Here is an 18,788-nt window from a genome sequence, read left to right on the forward strand (position 1 = left end):
TTATATTGAATATTTAAATATCATACTGAAAAATTAAATAAGATTAGGGATAGATAAGCAAATTATTGATTACTGTGTACAAAGTGAATTCTACTAATAAATACATTTTATTACTAATATATATTTATAAAACGTAGAAAGGAGCATTTAATGAAACGTAGGATAGATTGTGAAAAATTTTTAGATGAAAATTATCAGCATTATGTAATAGAGTATAGAGGATCATTTAAAGAAGAAATAAGTAAACTAGACTATGCATGTGGTGATGCTATAACGGAAACATTAGGGGTAATAGCAGTAAATCAGGAAAACTTAGATAGATTAAGAAAAGATGTTCCATCAATTATCTTTATAGAAGCAAGGAGTATATATGTATTACAGCAAATTAATCCATCAGAAGCGGACAATATAAAAACAATCAAAATCAATCCCTATTTAAATTTGACTGGAAGAGGAGTTGTGGTTGGTCTAATAGATAGTGGAATAAATTATATAAACCAGGAGTTCATAAGAGAAGATAATACATCAAGAATACTTTCAATTTGGGATCAGACAGTGCAAAGCAAAGAAAAAAATGACTTTTATATTGGAACCGAATATTTGAGTGAAGAGATAAATAAAGCTATAGAGGTATACAAAAGTGGTGGGGATCCATATAGTATAGTTCCAAGTAAGGATGAAATGGATCATGGAACAAAAATGGCAGGAATAATAGGAGCAAGGGGATATAATGGGGAAATGCAAGGTGTAGCTAATGATTGTGATTTTATAGCTGTAAAATTATTACCTTCACCTAGTTATAAAAAGACATTACGAGATAATAATATAACTGAAGTTCCTGTTTATAGCAATTCAGAAATCTTATCAGCTATTGAATATTTAAGAAAAAAATACTATGAATTAGGACGACCAATGATAGTATTTTTTGGAGTTGGTAGTCATGAAGGAAGTCATGATGGTTATAATATAACAGCACGTTTTATTACTTCAATTGCAAGTAAAGCTGGGATTGTTTTTGCATCAGGAACAGGAAATTCGGGAGATTCAGAGGGGCATGTAACGGATTTTGTGAAAAATGTTGGTGGGATTAGCACTGTAGAACTAAAAATTTCAAAAGCAATGAAGTCCTTAAACTTTTTTATATTGGTAGGGAAACCAGATAGAATGTCATTAAATATAATAGATCCTGTAGGGGAGGAACTTGGATTTACTAGTCCAAGAATATATTCAATTGAAAGTAAAAATTTCTTTTTAATTGATACTAATGTTAAGGTAGAATGTTTTGATCCAGAAAATTTTACAGGTCACGAAGTATTTGCTATTGATTTTACCAATATAAAAGAAGGAATTTGGAAGTTTCAGCTTAGAGGAGAATATATTACAACTGGTAGATATGATATATGGTTACCTGATAAAACGCTTTTACCAGAAGGAACAAAATTTTTGAAACCTAACCCATATAATACTTTGACTATACCATCTACGGCAAGAAGAGTTGTAACAGTATCACATTATGACAGTATTAATAATTCTATACTTGCATCATCTGGAAAAGGATTCAATACAAATTATCTAATAAATCCAGATATCGCGGCTCCTGGTATTAATATACTTACAACATCAGGAATAGATAACAAAATAACTACAGTGAGTGGAAGTTCAGCAGCTACTGCAATAGTCACTGGAGCATGTTGTATATTAATACAATGGGGAATGGGTGATAAGAGACTAAGAAATATTTTTTCGACTCAATTAAGAAGTAAATTAATATATGGGGCAGAAAGGGAAAAAATATATGATTATCCAAATGAAAATATAGGGTATGGAAAGTTAGATTTAGAAGGTGTTTTTAATGTATTCAGTGGAATTCACAGAAATAAACAAGAATATACAGAGTATTATGCAAATAAGTTATTTATAAGATATCCGACTAATCAAATTTATTTGGAGGAGAGGGATATAATTAATGGAAAATAACCAATATGCGAATGTAACCAATATTTTTAATAGTCCGAATTATATTCAGTATATAGTTGAATATATTGGGAATTTTGATAGCGAGATAGATAAGAATAAAGATATATATATTACATTAATAGATAATGAATATGCTATAGCTTCTATAAAAAAAACACTTTTAGAAGATTATTTAGACAATAATGAAGTTAGGACTATACTAGAAAAATATTTGACTGATCAGAATTTTAGATTGGGATTTGTATCATTACCACAATTATATACATTGCAAGAAATATCAGCAATAGAAGCTGCACAAGTTAGTTCATTGCAGGCAAATGTACCTTTAAATTTAACTGGGAGTGGGGTTATAGTTGGAATTATAGATACAGGTATAGATTACTTAAATGAAGAATTTATGGATATGAATGGAGAGACAAGGATAGAGGAAATATGGGATCAAACTATACCTCCATCTACAAATGAAAAAAGTAATGTACCGTTTGGAACTATTTATACGAAAGATCAAATAAACGAAGCCATAAAACTATATAAATCTGGAGGTGATCCATATAGCATTGTTCCAAGTGTAGATAAAAATGGGCATGGAACCGCTATGGCCGGAATCGTTGGAGCAACAGGTAAAAATATTGAGCTTAAAGGAGTAGCACCAGAATGCAAATTTGTTGCAGTAAAATTAGCTGAAGCAAATTTTTTTGAAGAACTATCGAATTTAGATATACCAGTATACAATTTGCCCCCAATTATGGTGGCTGTAGGGTATTTAAGAAGAATATTATTTAATAAAAGGAAACCTGTAGTTATATTATTGCCATTGGGTAGTAATAATGGTAACCACAAAGGGGATAATGTATTTGATAGTTTTATAGAAAGTGTATTAGGTAATGTAGGAATAGTTATAGTCACAGGAACAGGAAATGAAGCACTCCAAGATGGACATGTGTCAGGAGTTATTAAAAATAAAGATAGAGTAGAATCTATAGGTCTACTAATTTCAGAAGATCAGATAAATTTATCAGTAGAAATATGGGTTGATTTACCGAATATAATTGATATAAGTGTAGTATCACCTGCTGGTGAAGAAACAGGATTTGTTCAAGCTATGTTAAATATGGAAAAAAAATATTCATTCATTTTAGCAAACACCACAATGAGGATAGCATATTATTTACCTGAGGAGTATTCTGGAGAGGAGTTAATATCAATAAACTTTAGAAATATAACATCAGGATTATGGACATTAAAGCTAAGAATGAGAGAAGGGGAAATGGCAACATATAATAGCTGGATTATGCAAAGTGGAATAGTATCTAAAGGCACAAGATTTACGTCTAGTGATCCGTATGGAACTATAACTATACCAGGAGATTCAGACTTTATTGTTACAATGGCTGCATATAATCAAAACAATAATAGTTTATTACCTTATTCTGGAATTGGATTTAGAGAAGAGAATATAGATAAAATAGATGTTGCAGCAGGTGGTGTAAATACAAAGACAGTTGGATTAGATAATTCTATTGCAACTATAAATGGAACAAGTTTATCAGCAGCAATCGGTGCAGGAGCATGTATCTTACTGTTACAATGGGGAATAGTTCAAGGAAAGTACCCATATATGTATGTGCAAAGTATAAAAACTTTTATTAGAAGAGGAGTTATTCAAAGGCCTGGAGATTTATATCCAAATCCCAATTGGGGATATGGGGTGTTGAATTTTTATAAAATGTTTGAGAATATGACTTAAATAATTATATTTATATAAAAACATAGTTAAATGTAACGCTATATCTAATATTAGTGTACCGTTACATTTATTTGTTTTTTAGTCAATCTCATTTAAAGTGCTTTTAAATGACTGAATATCAACCATTAATTTTTCGATTTCTGCTTTATCAGAAATATCTGCTAAAGAATGAGCTTCAGTAACAGATGTTTCTATAGAACTAATTTTTGATTTTATATCATTTATGTAATAAATGTAGTTTTTTTTAGACATAATAAATCTCCTTATTAATCACAGTATATTTTAAATATATATTGTGTTTAATGAGGAGATTTAATACATATTAGATTTTAATTATTAGGCATATTTGGACTTGTTATTTTTGGATAATGCCTTATGATTGAATTGTTTTAAATTCATATCCGTGATTTTTATAATAGTCTATAAGTTCTGGTAGCATTTGAGCGGTTTTTTCTTTTCCATATGTATCATGCATTAAAATTACTATTTGATTTTTATTTTCTGAAGTTTTTATAGCATAATTTAGCATATCTTGAGTAGAATAATTTTTACCTTCTGCGTCTCCATTTAATGCATTCCAATCTATACTCACAATATTATTTTTATTTAAATTATCATTAAAAGCTGGAAGAAATGGGTCATTATAATATTGTCTACTATTATATCCACCTGGCATTCTAATCAATTTGGTATCAAAATCATCACCTAAGATATTTTTTAGTAAATTATTAGTACGATTTATTTCATCCATAAAAGCATCTATATTTATTTTGTTATTAGGATAAAGCTTTTTCAGATTATGTGAATATGAGTGATTTCCAATAGCGTTTCCTTCTTTTATAGCACGTTTCAATAATTCTTGAGAAGATGTATTATTTTCTAAGTTCTGTCCAAGAACGAAGAATGTTGCTTTTACATCTTTTTCTTTTAATATATCTAATACTTTTTCTGTATTAGGACTTGGTCCATCATCAAATGTTAAAAATACATATTTATTTTCATCAATTGAAGAGCCATTAACAATTTCTTGCACTTTTTTTGCAGGAACTGAATATTTTTCTCCTCCATAAGTAATGTTACTGGATTTTATAATATCAGTGTCTTTATGAATAGGTATATTTTCTTCTTTATCAATTTCATTATTTGTATTTAAATTATCTGAATTTGTATTTAAATTATCTGATGCAATAACCTCATTGGTTTTTACTCCACCCATAATTGAAAATGTTCCACTAGCTAATGTAATAAGAATTAATGCATTAAGGGTTAATTTTATAGCTCTTTTTCTACGTAGCTTCTTTTGTCTAATTCTTTGATACATGAATTTGTTTTTTCTTTTTATCATAACAATTTACCTCATAAATATTAAATCTTTTGAACAAGTTAATATTAACATCTAAATATATGATAAATTTTTTTAAATTGTAATAAAGTTGTAAAATCATGTTGTATTTTAGTGTATATGATAATAATATGTATATACTAAATATAGAAGAAATAAAAATATGTGGAGGAAGAAAATGATAAAAATACTAGTTGTTGAAGATGATTATGGTATAAGGGATTTAATTGAGTTGACATTAAAGATGGAAAATTATACTACAATTACTGCAAAAGATGGAGAAGAAGCATTAAGCAAGATAGAAAATGAGAAATTTGATTTAATTCTTTTAGATATAATGATTCCTAAAATAGATGGATTCAAATTAATAAGAATGATTGATGATAAGAGTGTTCCAGTTATATTTTTATCTGCAAAATCTCAAGTTCAAGATAAAATTTTAGGATTAAAGCTTGGAGCAGAGGATTATATTACTAAGCCATTTGAGCCATTAGAATTATTGGCAAGAATTGAAGTTGTTCTAAGACGAAAAAAAAGCAGTAAGAAAGAAGAAAATGTAATTAAATATCATCATCTATTAGTACAAACTAATAAGAGATTAGTAAAATCTAATGATGTTATAGTGCAGCTAACATTAAAGGAATATAATTTGCTATTAATATTTTTAAATAACATTAATAATGTACTTACTAGAGAAGTATTATTAGAAAAAATTTGGGGATTTGACTTTTATGGAGAAACTAGGACTGTTGATATGCATATTAAGCAATTGAGAGATAAGCTAGATTTGAAAGAGTATTTAAAGACTGTGTATAAGGTAGGATATATATTAAAAGACTGAGGGAGATTTTATGAAACTAACAAATAAGTTATTTTTATATTTTGGTATTTTATTTTTTTTTACGATAAATATATTTGGAATGGTATTAATTCAATCAAATTTTAATTTAACAGTTAAAAATACAGTGAATGCTTCATTAGGTGAATATTCGGTTATTTACACTAATCTTGAATCTAAAGAAACAATGAGTAATATTTTTTTAACTAATAGAGATATTATTAAAATAAAGAGTGATTCATACCTTAAAAATATTAATAACCCAAATATCTCATTAGAGTTTAGAACACTTGATAAGAAGATGTTTTATAGTACTAAGAATTCAGATATATTATACTCGGAAAAGATTTATAATATTAAAGATAATTTAAGTAATTATATGATATATAAAGAAGAAAATAATAAGATTCTTTTAATAACTAATATTATTTCAATTAATAATAATAAATACTATTTTACATATATGAACAACTTGGATAATTTATATAACGATAGGATAAAGAGTATTTTTACTCTTATAAAGCTAAATGTGGTAATTGGGGTTTTTTTACTATTTATTATATATCTAATATCAATAGAAATAACAAAACCAATTAATAATTTAATTGATAGTATGGAAGATATTATAGAAGGAAATTATAACAAAAAATTTACTTATAAAAGCAATATTTCTGAAATCAATTCAATCTCCAATAATTTTTCACTTATGAATGAGGAAATACAGAAAAAAATAAAACAACTTAGAGAACAAAATAATTCTAAACAGAGATTTATTGATAATTTAACCCATGAGATAAGAACACCTTTAACATCAATTATTGGATATTCTGATTTAATGATGAATAAGAAAGTACAAGATATAGATTTAATTTATAAATCCTTTAATAATATAAATAGGGAAGGAAAACGTATTTTAGCACTGACATCAAATCTTGTTTCATTAATTACGCTAGATAAAAAATCATTAAAATTAAATAACTATAGTTTAAAAGAGATCTTGTATGATGTTAGGAATGCATTAAACATGAAAATAATTCAATATGATGTGGAGCTACTTATTAAAGGCGATGATATTGAAGTTTTTTCAGACAAAAATTTATTAACTATTTTAATTTCTAATTTTATTGATAATGCAATTAAAGCAACAATTGATAGAGATATAAGAAAAGTTATATCAATAGTTGATAAAAATATATTGATAATAAAGGATACTGGTAAAGGTATTTCAAAAAGTGATATAAATAAAATATTTGAACCATTTTATATGGCTGATAAATCAAGAAATAAATCTGTAGATGGCTTTGGATTAGGACTTAGTATATGTAAAGAAATTAGCAATTTATTAGATATAAACATTGAAATAAAAAGTGAAATTGATGTGGGAACAGAAATAATATTGAATTTTAAAGGGAGCTTAAGAGAGTGAAAAAAGTAGTAGTTATTGTAATAGTAATTTTTATAGTAACTTATATTTCGTATAATCATACAAGTACTAAAATTGAAGAAAACAAAATATATACTAAAAATATAGATTTTTCTGCTGGTAAAGGTGCACCGCTTGACATTGATGACACTCGAATTATAGAAAAATCAAAAGAAATACTAACAGCAATATATAATGAAAATGATTTTACCAAATTTAACATTGATATAAATTTATCATCAGATAGTATTTTTTATGCTTACTTCTTAACAAAAGAGACAACAGGTTATTTTATAAGTTTTAATATAGATGAAGGAATTTTAAATAGCTTAATAAAACTTGAAAAAGTTGAAGTTAAATCTAAAGATACGCAAAAGTCCTTAGAGGAATTATTGGATATTGCAGAAGAAAATATAGAGAAGCTTCAAATATATGATATAGACAGTTTTGAAATAGATAAATATGAATTTTTTGGAGAAACATTTGCGATTTATTATAAAAATAAATATTCAAGTAGACAAATATCTATTTTTATAGATTATGTGACTGGTGAGTTATTAGAATACAATTACTATATTTAATTAAGTTATAAATAGAATAATATTAAAAAATTTAACATTAATATTTATTGAAAAAATGTAAAAAAAGTGCTACATTGGTATAGTGGTATTACCACTGTACCAATTGCTTTTGTGAGGAGGTGAATTTGATGAAATATTTACAACAATTAATGATTATTTTAGCAGCATATATTTTAGGGATAGTAGTACAAGTTGTCTTTAACTTACCAATTCCAGGAACTGTATTAGGATTAATTTTACTTTTCTTGGGATTATATAGTGGAATAATTAAAGCAGAAATGATTGAAGATATGTGTGAGATTTTAATATCCCATATGTCTTTTTTATTTATTCCAGCAGGTGTTGGATTAATCACTAGTTTCAAATTTTTACAAGGAAAAATTATGGCTTTCTCAGCTATAATAATAATTTCAACTGTTATTGTATGGGTGGTTACTGCATATGTAGTGAAATTTTTAAGAAAGGTGTGTTCTAAGTGAAAGATATAATTAGTTCTCCTGTATTTGGGGTGTTAATATCCATTGCTGTTTATTTAACAGGATGCCTAATTAAAGACAAATTAAAGTTCTCAATTTTTAATCCATTATTAATTGCAATAATACTTTTAGTTATAATATTATCAAAATTTAATATTCAATATAGTGATTATAATAAGGGAGGAGAAATAATTTCTTTCTTTTTAGCACCAGCCACTGTTGCTTTGGCATTACCATTATATAAGAAGTTTTCTCTATTTAAGAAAAATGCACTGCCTATTTTGGCTGGAATTTTATGTGGGGCTATATCAGGAATAATTAGTGTTATTGGATTTGCAAAGTTATTTCATCTTTCAAATGAGCTTACAGAATCATTAATACCTAAATCAATAACAACGCCAATAGGAATGGCATTATCAGAACAGTTAGGAGGTATGCCATCAATTACAGTCGTTGCAATTATAGTAACTGGAATATTGGGATCAATTATTGGACCGTTTTTGTACAAGCTATTAAAAATAAATGATAAAGTTGCAATGGGAATAGCTATGGGAAATTCATCTCATGCAGTTGGTACGGCAAGAGCAATGGAGATAGGTGAAACAGAAGGCGCAATGAGCGGCTTAACTATTGCAATTTCAGGGATAATAACAGTTGTGTTGGCACCTATATTGTGGAATTTTTTTCTAAAACTTATTAATTAGTAATTTAAGGGGGAATAGGTATGGCTGATAACTCAAGAAAAAATATAATGTCAATAGGAAAAATTATCTGCTCCATTGATAAGTTATTGATAGAAGGAAAAGAACAAAGATTAAAAGCAAAATTAAGCAAGCAAATAAAAAACAGTATTTTTACAGATGATATATTAGCTAAGCTTAATGAATGTGATTTTACAGGAATAATTGATGAAGAAGAAAGTGTAGTTAAACTTTTTGACAGTATATTTCCTATATTTATAAATGATAATAATGCTACTTTTAGATTATATAAGCATAAGATAGAAGTAGATTTATCGGATGATATGAAAGATAGGTATATTTATATGTTTTCTGACGGTAGATTAACATCTGGATTATTTCAATGTTTCTCTATTGGTGATAATGAATATTTATATGGAATAAAGAGAATAATTGATGTAATACCATTATTTAAAAGAGAACTTCTTAGTACATTAGCTAATTTTAAAGATAATATTGATAAACATAATTGCGAAATAAAGAACTTTGAAGGTAGAGAAGATTTAGCAGAAAAGAATTACTCTGAGTTAAATTCATATTTAACAGAAAAGATAGCTAATGAAAGGAAGTTATAGATGCTGAATCCAGTAAAAAATATAAAAGTATATGAAGTAATAATGGAAGAGATAAAAGATATTGTTAAAAAGGGAGAATTAAAAAGCGGAGAGAAACTTCCATCCGAAAGAGAACTGGCTGATAAGCTTGAAGTGAGCAGAACATCAGTGAGAGAGGCATTGAAAGCCTTAACTATGCTTGGACTAATAGAATCTAAACATGGTGAAGGTAATTTTATAAAAAGTAATTTTGAAAATAGTTTATTAGAGCCATTATCTATTGTTTTTTTACTTATAGGAAGTAAAAATGAAGATATTATTGAATTAAGAAGAATAATAGAACCAGAAGCAGCAGGTCTTGCTGCAAAAAATATAACAGAATCTGAGCTTAGAGATTTAAAAGAAATAATGAAAGAATTAAATAATTCTTTAGATGCTGAAATTTGTGCACAATTAGATAAAAAATTCCACTATAAAATAGCACAGGCTTCAGGAAATCATTTGATTTCTACAATAATGTTTTCAATTTCATCTCTCATAGAGAAATATATTGATAGTTCTCGTATTCACAATATAAATAAAAAAGTGGTTAAACTTCAACATGAAGAAATATACAAGGCCTTAGAAAGTCGAGATTCTAAGAAAGCTTCTGAATATGTAAAAAAACATTTAGAGTTGGGCATTATTTAAATAGAAGGATACATGTTAAGTATGTGAAATTTTACTTTAAACACTACTATATCCTTTGATTTATATATAAAGAAAGAAGGTATATTATGATTGGTGATAAAATGTTTTATAAAACATTATTTAAAAATTTATTTGTAGACACATTTGAACTAAAGCTATGGGATGGAAGTTCGGAGATTTATGGTGAAGGAGAACCAAAATTTAAGATAATTTTTAATGAACCAATTCCAAAAGCGGATATTATTAAAGATCCATCAATTGCTTTTGGTGAAGGATATATGACTAAGAAATTAGATATAGAAGGAAGTATTCAAGATGTTATAGAATCATTATATAATAGTAAAGAGAGCTTTTTAGGTAATGAAAAGTATGCTAATTTAATAAAGATGGTTAAGAATAATATAAAAAATAGCAAAAAAAATATTGAATTCCATTATGATGTAGGAAATGATTTCTATAAGTTATGGCTAGATGATACTATGACATATTCTTGTGGATACTTTAAATCTCAAAATGATTCATTAACTGATGCACAAAAAAATAAGGTTGATCACATACTTAAAAAGTTGAACCTAAAAGAAGGAGAAACTTTATTAGATATAGGATGTGGATGGGGAGAATTAATAATTACTGCAGCTAAAAAGTATAAAGTTAAAGCTATGGGCGTAACACTAAGTACTCAGCAATTTGAAAAAGTTAAAAAAAGAATAGAAAGTGAAGGACTAAATGAATTAGTTGAAGTTGAACTTACAGATTATAGAGAAATAAAAAATAGAAAATTCGATAGAGTTGTCAGTGTAGGAATGTTAGAACATGTTGGTAAAGATAATCTTTCTGAGTATTTTTCTACCGTAAAAGAATTATTAAATGATAAAGGTGTATCTTTGCTTCATTGCATAACTAACACTTCTGATAGTGGAACTAACAGCTGGATAAATAAATATATATTCCCAGGTGGATATGTACCATCAATTCAAGAATTAGTTAATTATATGTCGGAGAAAAACTTTAATGTAATAGATGTTGAGAATCTTAGATTACATTACGGAAAAACATTGGAATGCTGGGCATCTAATTTTGAAAATGCGATGCCTGAAATAGAAAAGATGAAGGATGAAACTTTCATAAGAATGTGGAGGATGTATTTAAACTCTTGTGCAGCTTCATTCAATTGTGGAAATATTAATTTACATCAATTCTTATTTACTAAAGGAGTAAATAATGATTTGCCATGGACAAGAGAATATATGTATAAATAATATATTTATAATTAAAATAGCTGTAACGCTATACACATTTCATGTAGCGTTACAGCTATTTTTATATCTTATCCAATTAAAGAAAATGATAAAATTATTGGAACTTTAATCGGAAGTATTAAATTTGATAGTATATCAAGCTATGCAGCTAAAATAAAAATTAGCAAAGAAGGATTAATGTTGTTGTTTCAATAATTATAGCCATGATATGTGCCTATATATTATTGAACAAAGGTTATAATTAATCATATAAAAAATGGAGAAACAATTTTGGGATAATTGTTTATGCAAAAATTCTAACCTTTTTTTATTTGAATGAAAAGTTTCTGCAGAAAATAATAGCTTTATTTATTTGTTTCATATAAATATGAAATTTAAATTTTGCATTTTGGGGTGAATCTTAATGAATATGAATAGATATCTCTATAATCGAGCATATAAGATAGTGAATTTTGCTTGATATTGATGAAACTTACTATATAATATATTTATTGTATTTTTATGGAGAAATTTTAAAACTATGATATAATTAGTTAGAAAGTTGAAATTGACTATTATATAAACTTTGTGTTTTATAATATAACAGGAGGAAGGACATGCAGTTTAATGGTTTGATTATAGGAGTGTCGGTATTTTTAATTATTGGTATATTTCATCCTATTGTGATTAAGGCAGAGTATTATTTCACTAAAAAAATTTGGCCTGCATTTTTAATAATGGGAATAATTTTTTCAGTTGTATCACTATTTTGCACAAATGATATAGTAAGCATCTTGCTTGGAGCATTAGGTTTTACTTGCTTTTGGAGTATAAAAGAATTATTTGAGCAAGAAGAAAGAGTAAATAAGGGTTGGTTCCCTAAAAATCCAAAGAGAAAATAAACTTAATATGAAATTTTTTAATGATTAAAAGAAAACTTTAAAAAAATATATTTTGAGGGTTAATAATAAATGAATCATGTTTATCATGATTCTTTTTTATGTGGATTATTAGCTAGTTTATTAATAGAAATCTATAATTATCTATTAAGTATAGCCAGTAGAATAAAACAATTAATTATATAAAATATATAATCTGTTTATTAAAAGAAAGGGCATATCAAATGAAAAACAAAATAGAAAATTTGACTGAAGGTGTTATATGGAAGAAAATCGTATTATTTGCTATTCCAATAATGCTGAGTAATTTATTACAACAATTATATAATGCATGTGATAGTGCTGTTGTTGGGAATTTTGCAGGAAGTGAAGCACTAGCTGCAGTAGGATCCACAGATGCACTTATTAATTTATTAGTTGGATTTTTCCTTGGAATCTCTACAGGGACAGGTGTAATATTTTCAAGATATTTTGGTGCAGATGATGAAAAGAAGCTTTTAGACGTAATGAATGCTGCTGTGATGTTAAGTATTATTTGTGGTATTTTTATTATGATTATTGGACTTATATGGACAACTGATTTATTAAAAATAATGCATTGCCCAGAAGATGTAATAAATCTAGCTACTACATATTTAAGAATTTATTTATTAGGAATGGTAGGAATGCTTGTATACAATGTTGGATCTGGTATTATACGTGCCTGTGGTGATTCAAAGCACCCACTTTATTATTTAATGTTTAGTGGTATTTTAAATTTAATACTTAATTTGATTTTTGTTGCAGGATTTAATATGGGGGTAGCTGGATCTGCTTTAGCCACAGCAATTTCACAATTTTTTTCAGCATTTTTGGTAATAATGAATCTTGTAAGAATACCATATAGCTATAGATTAAATATTCGTAAGATTAAGTTCAACAAAGAAACAGCCAAGCAAATAATAAAAATTAGCGTTCCTTGTGGGTTACAATCATCAATGTTTAATATTTCAAATATGATTGTTCAAATAAAAATAAATGATTTTGGATCAGTTGCAATGGCAGGATGTGCTGCATATGAAAAGATAGATGGATTTTTGTATATGCCAATGATGGCTTTGGGATTATCAATTTCAACTTTTGTTGGACAAAATATTGGTGCAGGAAAATATGAAAGGATAAAAAAAGGAGTAAATGTATGTTTAGTATTGTCTGTAATAATGACAATGATTGGAAGTGCGATAGTTTTGCTTACAGGTGGTAGATTATTAAATGTATTTACAGATAATGAAGAAGTTAAAAATATAGGTATATTAATGATGTTTATACTTGCACCTTTTACATGGACACATTCATTTACAGAAATTTTAGGCGGAGCAATACGTGGTGCAGGATCAGCTGTTCAAGTTATGGTAATAACAGCATTAAATATATGTGTACTTCGTATTATATGGATGATTGTAGCACTTCCAATTAAAAGTGATATAAAAGTATTAAGCTGGTGCTATCCAGTATCATGGATTATATGTTCAATATGTTTTATTGCATATTACGTAAAAGGTAATTGGCTTAAAGAGTTAAATGGATAAGAATGTATTAAATAATGGGATATTGACAAACAAAAATAAAGGAATATAATGAAAAATATAAATGTGTTGATTGAGAAGAGTATACTTACAAAATTATTAAAGAGAGCCATGGTATGCTGAAAAGTGGTATATATTTTGTATTTAGAAAATCACTCATGAACAGCCTGCTGAAAGAAGAAATTTCAATTAAGCAAGGACGGATAACACCCGTTAAAATGTTTTACATTAGCAAGAATCAGCTTAAGATGTAATAAGAGAGGTTGTAGCAATACAGCAATTTAAGTGGTACCGCAGAACTAGGGTTTTGTCTTAATATATGGACAAGCCCTTTTTATATACAAATTTTTATAATTAATAAGCAATATAATAAAAGAACGGGGGAAAAAATATGAAATATTACAATGGATTTTTACCTAATTATAGTGTAGGAGTTGAATCTTATAAAGCAATACCATGGATAACAAGAAGATATGGAAAAAAGGCAGTTGTCATTGGAGGAAAAACAGCAATTGAAAAAGCTAAGAATGAACTTTTAGAGGGAATAAAGGATTCTGAAGTAACAATTTCTGATTTTATTTGGTATGGTGGTAATTCTACATATGAAAATGTAGATAACTTGAAAAATAACCAATTAGTAAAAGAAGCAGATATGGTATTTGCTGTTGGAGGAGGAAGAGCAGTAGATACTTGTAAAGTTGTTTGCGATCAATTGGACAAACCATTATTTACATTTCCTACAATTGCATCTAACTGTGCAGCATGCACAGCTATTTCAGTAATATATAATGAGGATGATACTTTTAGAGAATACTATTATCCTAAAACACCAGCAGATCATACATTCATAAATACAAAAATAATTGCAGAAGCACCAGTTTCTTTATTCTGGGCAGGAATAGGGGATGCATTGTCAAAAGAACCAGAAGTATTATTTGCAACACGTGCTGAGAAATTATTTCATACTACCCTTATGGGAGCTCAATTAAGTAAAGCATGTGGAGCACCATTATTAGAATGTGGAAAGAAAGCATTAGAAGATTGTAAGAACAATGAAGCAAGTTATGAATTAGAGCAAGTTGCATTAGATATAATTATTTCAACTGGAATAGTTTCAAATATGACTTCGGATCCGTCATATTATTATAATAGTAGCCTTGCACATTGTGTATATTATGGTTCAACTATGGTTGAAAAAGCAGCTAAGCATCTTCATGGAGAGATTGTTTCATTTGGGGTTTTATGTCTTCTTACTTATGACAAACAATTTGAAGAGAGAGATAAAATTGCAGCCTTTAATAAGTCAATAGGACTTCCTGTATGCTTAGGAGATATTGATCTTTGTGAAGATGATGTAGCTACAATAGTTGAAAAGGCTTCAACTGTTACTGAATGGTATTGTGCACCATATGAAATAACTAAAGAAGAATTTGTAAAAGCAATTTTTGACACAGATGTTTATGGAAAATCATTAATGTAATATAATCTGGATAGTTTATACTAGAATTATAAAATGAAATACCTTATATGAATAAAATTCATATAAGGTATTTCATTTATAATAATGCCATGATAATTTATTGAAATTTTAGAAACACGTAAAATTATCGATATATTTCAAAGAAAGCAATTGAATCCACAAAAGATAATGATGTAACTTTAATAAAAAAATGAATTCATAAAAAATTAATATTGGTTAATAGACAATTAGGAAAATATATGTTATATTTAACTTGTACTTAATCGTTTACGTAAACTAAAGGAGAATTTTTATGAAAGCAACAATTAAAGATGTAGCTACTAGGGCTAATGTTTCAGTAGCAACAGTATCAAGGGTTGTTAATAATCTTGATGGTTATAGCGATGAAACTAAAGAAAAAGTTTTAGAGGCAATAAAAGAGTTAGGATATCAAAGAAATGCTATAGCAAGAGGATTGGTAACTAAGACAACAAAGACAATAGGAGTTCTAATACCAATTGTTTCAGCATATCTTTATGCTGAGATATTAAATGGAATAGAGGAAAAAGCTAATGAAAATGGCTATGGAATATTTCTTTGTAATACTGGAGTTAATGGAGTTAGGGCAATAAATTATATAAAAATGTTAGGAGAACGTCAAGTTGATGCAATAATAGTAGTTAGCTTAACTATAAATGATGAATATTATAATTTGCTAAATTCATTAAAAATACCATATATTTTAGTATCAACTTTATCATATAAGTATAAAATACCTTACATAAAAGTTGATGATCAACAAGCAGCGTATACAGCAACACAATTTTTAATAGAAAAAGGGCATACAAAAATTGCATTAATAAGTGGAGGCAAGGAAGATAAAATATCTGGAATAACTAGAGTGAATGGATATAGAAATGCACTTCAAGACTATGATATAAATATTAATGAAAATATAATAAAATATGGGGATTTTACTTATAATAGTGGGATTATGTGCATGGAAGATCTTTTACAGGAAAAAGAAGATTTTACAGCTGTATTTGCAACTAGTGACGAGATGGCACTTGGAGCTTTATCAGTTATGCATAGAAATAAGATTGAAGTTCCAGAAAAGATATCTATTATAGGATATGATAATACTTTAATAGCTCAAATGAGTAATCCGCCTCTAACTACAGTTGCTCAACCTCTTTACGAAATGGGAGTAAAAGCATTCGCTAAAATATTAAGTGTTTTAGAAACAGGGAATAGCGGAGATAATGTAATTCTTTCTCACAAGATTGTTGAAAGAGAGACAGTAAAATTACTAAAATAATAGTAATTTTATTTTTGAAATTTACGTAAGCGTTTAAGTAAAAATAAGCAAAATATACGTAATAATATCTAGAATTTGTTTTAAAAATCTATAGTAAATGTTTGCTTAAAGTATAGAAATAAATAATATAATGGAGGGAAATTTAATGAAAAAAGAATGGTGGAAAGAAAGTGTAGTTTATCAAGTATATCCAAGGAGTTTCAATGATTCCAATGGAGATGGAATTGGAGATTTAAGAGGAATTATAGAAAAATTAGATTATCTAAAAGAGCTTGGAATAGATGTTATTTGGCTATCTCCAGTTTATAAATCTCCTAATGATGATAATGGATATGATATAAGTGATTATGAAAATATAATGGATGAGTTTGGAACAATGGAAGATATGGATAATCTTATATCTGAAGCTAATAAAAGGGAGATAAGAATTCTTATGGATTTAGTTGTTAATCATACTTCTGATGAACATAAGTGGTTTATTGAATCCAAGAAATCAAAAGACAATGCATATAGAGATTATTATATATGGAGAGATCCTGTAGATGGAAGGGAACCAAATGATTTAACATCAACTTTCAGCGGAAGTGCATGGGAATATGATAAAGAGTCAGGACAATATTATTTACATTTATTTAGTAAAAAACAACCGGATTTAAATTGGGAAAATGAAGAGGTTAGAAACAAAGTTTATGACATGATGAATTTTTGGATTGATAAAGGAATTGGCGGATTTAGAATGGATGTTATTGAATTAATAGGTAAGATTCCAGATAAAAAAATCAAAGAAAATGGACCAAAACTTCATGAATACATCAAAGAAATGAATAAAAAAACTTTTGGAGATAAAAATTTATTAACAGTTGGAGAAGCTTGGTGTTCTAATCCAGAAATAGCAAAGCAATATTCAAATCCTGATGGAACTGAGCTTAGTATGATATTTCAATTTGAGCATATCTTATTAGATCAACAGCCAGGTAAAGAAAAATGGGATTTAAAGCCGTTGGAGTTATTAGATTTAAAGAAAGCTTTATCTAGATGGCAGGTGGAATTAGAAGGTACAGGATGGAATAGTTTGTTTTGGAATAACCATGATGTGCCAAGAATAGTTTCAAGATGGGGAAATGACAAAGAATACAGAGTAGAAAGTGCAAAGATGCTTGCCACTTTATTACATGGGATGAAGGGAACTCCTTATATATATCAAGGAGAAGAACTTGGAATGACAAATATAAAATTTTATAATTTAGAAGATTATAAAGACATAGAAACTTTAAATATGTATAAAGAAAGGATTGAAAAAGGATATAAACACGAAGAAATAATGAAGTCTATATATGCAAAAGGAAGAGATAATGCACGTACTCCAATTCAATGGGATGATAGTGAAAATGCTGGATTTACAAGTGGAAAGCCTTGGATAAAGGTAAATCCTAATTATAAAGAAATAAATGCTAAATCTCAGTTAAAAGATGAAAATTCCATATTCAAATATTATAAAAAATTAATACAAATAAGAAAAGCAAATCCAGTAGTTGTTTATGGAAAATATGAGCTAATTTTAGAAGAAAATAAAGAGATTTTTGCATATTTAAGAAGTTTAGAAAATGAAAAATTATTAGTCATATGTAATTTTACAGAGAACAATACAAATTTCAATTTAGATAGAGAAATTAATTTTACTTGTAGAGAATTGCTCATTTCTAATTATGAGGTAGATATAAATGACCCAATAGATAGTATAGAATTAAAGCCATATGAAGCTAGGATATATAAACTCACTTTATAATTAAAGTAATAAATAGGTAAAGTTATTTAAATTGCAATTAACGTTGCTAATTTAGCTGATGAATCTTTAAAGAATTATAGGAAAGCTTAAATTAAAAGATTTTTAAGATTTATCAGCTAATGATATTTTGATTTTGAAAAGAATGGTGATAAATT

General features: G+C 27.4%; 17 protein-coding genes and 1 other annotated feature. Of the genes, 15 read left to right on the forward strand and 2 right to left on the reverse strand.

From position 1 onward, the window contains the following. Positions 1-150 precede the first annotated feature (150 nt). Positions 151-1,977 (forward strand): S8 family peptidase, encoded by a 1,827-nt coding sequence (locus BN2920_RS06345; protein ID WP_058294169.1) that lies wholly within the window; start codon positions 151-153, stop codon positions 1,975-1,977. Next, positions 1,967-3,724, forward strand: coding sequence for a S8 family peptidase (locus BN2920_RS06350; RefSeq protein ID WP_058294170.1), 1,758 nt, complete (start codon positions 1,967-1,969; stop codon positions 3,722-3,724). Before BN2920_RS06345 ends, BN2920_RS06350 begins: the two co-directional genes overlap by 11 nt. Before the next feature lie 78 nt (positions 3,725-3,802). Here BN2920_RS06350 and BN2920_RS21260 read toward each other — a convergent pair whose 3' ends face one another. Beyond that, positions 3,803-3,976 carry a hypothetical protein gene (locus BN2920_RS21260; RefSeq protein ID WP_157065762.1) on the reverse strand — a complete coding sequence of 58 codons (174 nt, stop codon included), beginning with the start codon at positions 3,974-3,976 and terminating at the stop codon, positions 3,803-3,805. A 121-nt stretch (positions 3,977-4,097) separates the two neighbouring features. Continuing rightward, complete coding sequence (locus BN2920_RS06355) at positions 4,098-5,069, reverse strand: polysaccharide deacetylase family protein (RefSeq protein ID WP_058294171.1); 972 nt, start codon at positions 5,067-5,069, stop codon at positions 4,098-4,100. Between the two features lie 175 nt (positions 5,070-5,244). Here BN2920_RS06355 and BN2920_RS06360 point away from each other — a divergent pair, with 175 nt between their 5' ends. From BN2920_RS06360 to BN2920_RS06420, 13 genes are all read left to right on the forward strand, one after another. Beyond that, a complete protein-coding gene (locus BN2920_RS06360) occupies positions 5,245-5,907 on the forward strand; it encodes a response regulator transcription factor (protein WP_058294172.1) in 663 nt (220 codons plus the stop codon). Between the two features lie 10 nt (positions 5,908-5,917). Continuing rightward, complete coding sequence (locus BN2920_RS06365) at positions 5,918-7,330, forward strand: sensor histidine kinase (protein WP_058294173.1); 1,413 nt, start codon at positions 5,918-5,920, stop codon at positions 7,328-7,330. Next, positions 7,327-7,908: a hypothetical protein gene (locus BN2920_RS06370; protein ID WP_058294174.1), complete on the forward strand. Its 582-nt coding sequence runs from the start codon at positions 7,327-7,329 to the stop codon at positions 7,906-7,908. Before BN2920_RS06365 ends, BN2920_RS06370 begins: the two co-directional genes overlap by 4 nt. 128 nt (positions 7,909-8,036) lie before the next feature. Then, positions 8,037-8,387 carry a CidA/LrgA family protein gene (locus BN2920_RS06375; RefSeq protein WP_058294175.1) on the forward strand — a complete coding sequence of 117 codons (351 nt, stop codon included), beginning with the start codon at positions 8,037-8,039 and terminating at the stop codon, positions 8,385-8,387. After that, positions 8,384-9,088, forward strand: a complete 705-nt coding sequence (locus BN2920_RS06380) for an LrgB family protein (RefSeq protein ID WP_058294176.1) — start codon at positions 8,384-8,386, stop codon at positions 9,086-9,088. Before BN2920_RS06375 ends, BN2920_RS06380 begins: the two co-directional genes overlap by 4 nt. 20 nt (positions 9,089-9,108) lie before the next feature. Then, entirely contained in the window at positions 9,109-9,699 is a 591-nt protein-coding gene (locus BN2920_RS06385; protein ID WP_058294177.1) for a hypothetical protein, read from the forward strand. After that, entirely contained in the window at positions 9,700-10,368 is a 669-nt protein-coding gene (locus BN2920_RS06390; RefSeq protein ID WP_058294178.1) for a FadR/GntR family transcriptional regulator, read from the forward strand. A gap of 86 nt (positions 10,369-10,454) precedes the next feature. Further along, positions 10,455-11,627 (forward strand): SAM-dependent methyltransferase, encoded by a 1,173-nt coding sequence (locus BN2920_RS06395; RefSeq protein WP_058294179.1) that lies wholly within the window; start codon positions 10,455-10,457, stop codon positions 11,625-11,627. Positions 11,628-12,223: 596 nt separating this feature from the next. After that, the gene (locus BN2920_RS06400) at positions 12,224-12,508 is read left to right on the forward strand and encodes a DUF4491 family protein (protein WP_058294180.1); all 285 of its coding nucleotides are present in this window, start codon (positions 12,224-12,226) and stop codon (positions 12,506-12,508) included. 221 nt (positions 12,509-12,729) lie between these two features. Then, the gene (locus BN2920_RS06405) at positions 12,730-14,073 is read left to right on the forward strand and encodes an MATE family efflux transporter (RefSeq protein WP_058294181.1); all 1,344 of its coding nucleotides are present in this window, start codon (positions 12,730-12,732) and stop codon (positions 14,071-14,073) included. Between the two features lie 57 nt (positions 14,074-14,130). Next, positions 14,131-14,388 (forward strand) — a binding site (T-box leader). A 73-nt stretch (positions 14,389-14,461) separates the two neighbouring features. Then, positions 14,462-15,550, forward strand: coding sequence for an iron-containing alcohol dehydrogenase family protein (locus BN2920_RS06410; RefSeq protein WP_058294182.1), 1,089 nt, complete (start codon positions 14,462-14,464; stop codon positions 15,548-15,550). A gap of 292 nt (positions 15,551-15,842) precedes the next feature. Continuing rightward, complete coding sequence (locus BN2920_RS06415) at positions 15,843-16,847, forward strand: LacI family DNA-binding transcriptional regulator (protein WP_058294183.1); 1,005 nt, start codon at positions 15,843-15,845, stop codon at positions 16,845-16,847. A 145-nt stretch (positions 16,848-16,992) separates the two neighbouring features. Further along, entirely contained in the window at positions 16,993-18,633 is a 1,641-nt protein-coding gene (locus BN2920_RS06420) for a glycoside hydrolase family 13 protein (protein ID WP_058294184.1), read from the forward strand. Positions 18,634-18,788 lie beyond the last annotated feature (155 nt).

Source organism: Clostridium neonatale, from assembly GCF_001458595.1.
Lineage (GTDB): Bacteria > Bacillota > Clostridia > Clostridiales > Clostridiaceae > Clostridium > Clostridium neonatale.

Excerpts from the sequence above, each read along its gene's own strand:
- BN2920_RS06345 (WP_058294169.1), top strand. The coding sequence starts at position 151 with ATGAAACGTAGGATAGATTGTGAAAAATTTTTAGATGAAAATTATCAG.
- BN2920_RS06350 (WP_058294170.1), top strand. The coding sequence starts at position 1,967 with ATGGAAAATAACCAATATGCGAATGTAACCAATATTTTTAATAGTCCG.
- BN2920_RS21260 (WP_157065762.1), bottom strand. The coding sequence starts at position 3,976 with ATGTCTAAAAAAAACTACATTTATTACATAAATGATATAAAATCAAAA.
- BN2920_RS06355 (WP_058294171.1), bottom strand. The coding sequence starts at position 5,069 with ATGATAAAAAGAAAAAACAAATTCATGTATCAAAGAATTAGACAAAAG.
- BN2920_RS06360 (WP_058294172.1), top strand. The coding sequence starts at position 5,245 with ATGATAAAAATACTAGTTGTTGAAGATGATTATGGTATAAGGGATTTA.
- BN2920_RS06365 (WP_058294173.1), top strand. The coding sequence starts at position 5,918 with ATGAAACTAACAAATAAGTTATTTTTATATTTTGGTATTTTATTTTTT.
- BN2920_RS06375 (WP_058294175.1), top strand. The coding sequence starts at position 8,037 with ATGAAATATTTACAACAATTAATGATTATTTTAGCAGCATATATTTTA.
- BN2920_RS06385 (WP_058294177.1), top strand. The coding sequence starts at position 9,109 with ATGGCTGATAACTCAAGAAAAAATATAATGTCAATAGGAAAAATTATC.
- BN2920_RS06390 (WP_058294178.1), top strand. The coding sequence starts at position 9,700 with ATGCTGAATCCAGTAAAAAATATAAAAGTATATGAAGTAATAATGGAA.
- BN2920_RS06395 (WP_058294179.1), top strand. The coding sequence starts at position 10,455 with ATGATTGGTGATAAAATGTTTTATAAAACATTATTTAAAAATTTATTT.
- BN2920_RS06400 (WP_058294180.1), top strand. The coding sequence starts at position 12,224 with ATGCAGTTTAATGGTTTGATTATAGGAGTGTCGGTATTTTTAATTATT.
- BN2920_RS06405 (WP_058294181.1), top strand. The coding sequence starts at position 12,730 with ATGAAAAACAAAATAGAAAATTTGACTGAAGGTGTTATATGGAAGAAA.
- BN2920_RS06410 (WP_058294182.1), top strand. The coding sequence starts at position 14,462 with ATGAAATATTACAATGGATTTTTACCTAATTATAGTGTAGGAGTTGAA.
- BN2920_RS06415 (WP_058294183.1), top strand. The coding sequence starts at position 15,843 with ATGAAAGCAACAATTAAAGATGTAGCTACTAGGGCTAATGTTTCAGTA.
- BN2920_RS06420 (WP_058294184.1), top strand. The coding sequence starts at position 16,993 with ATGAAAAAAGAATGGTGGAAAGAAAGTGTAGTTTATCAAGTATATCCA.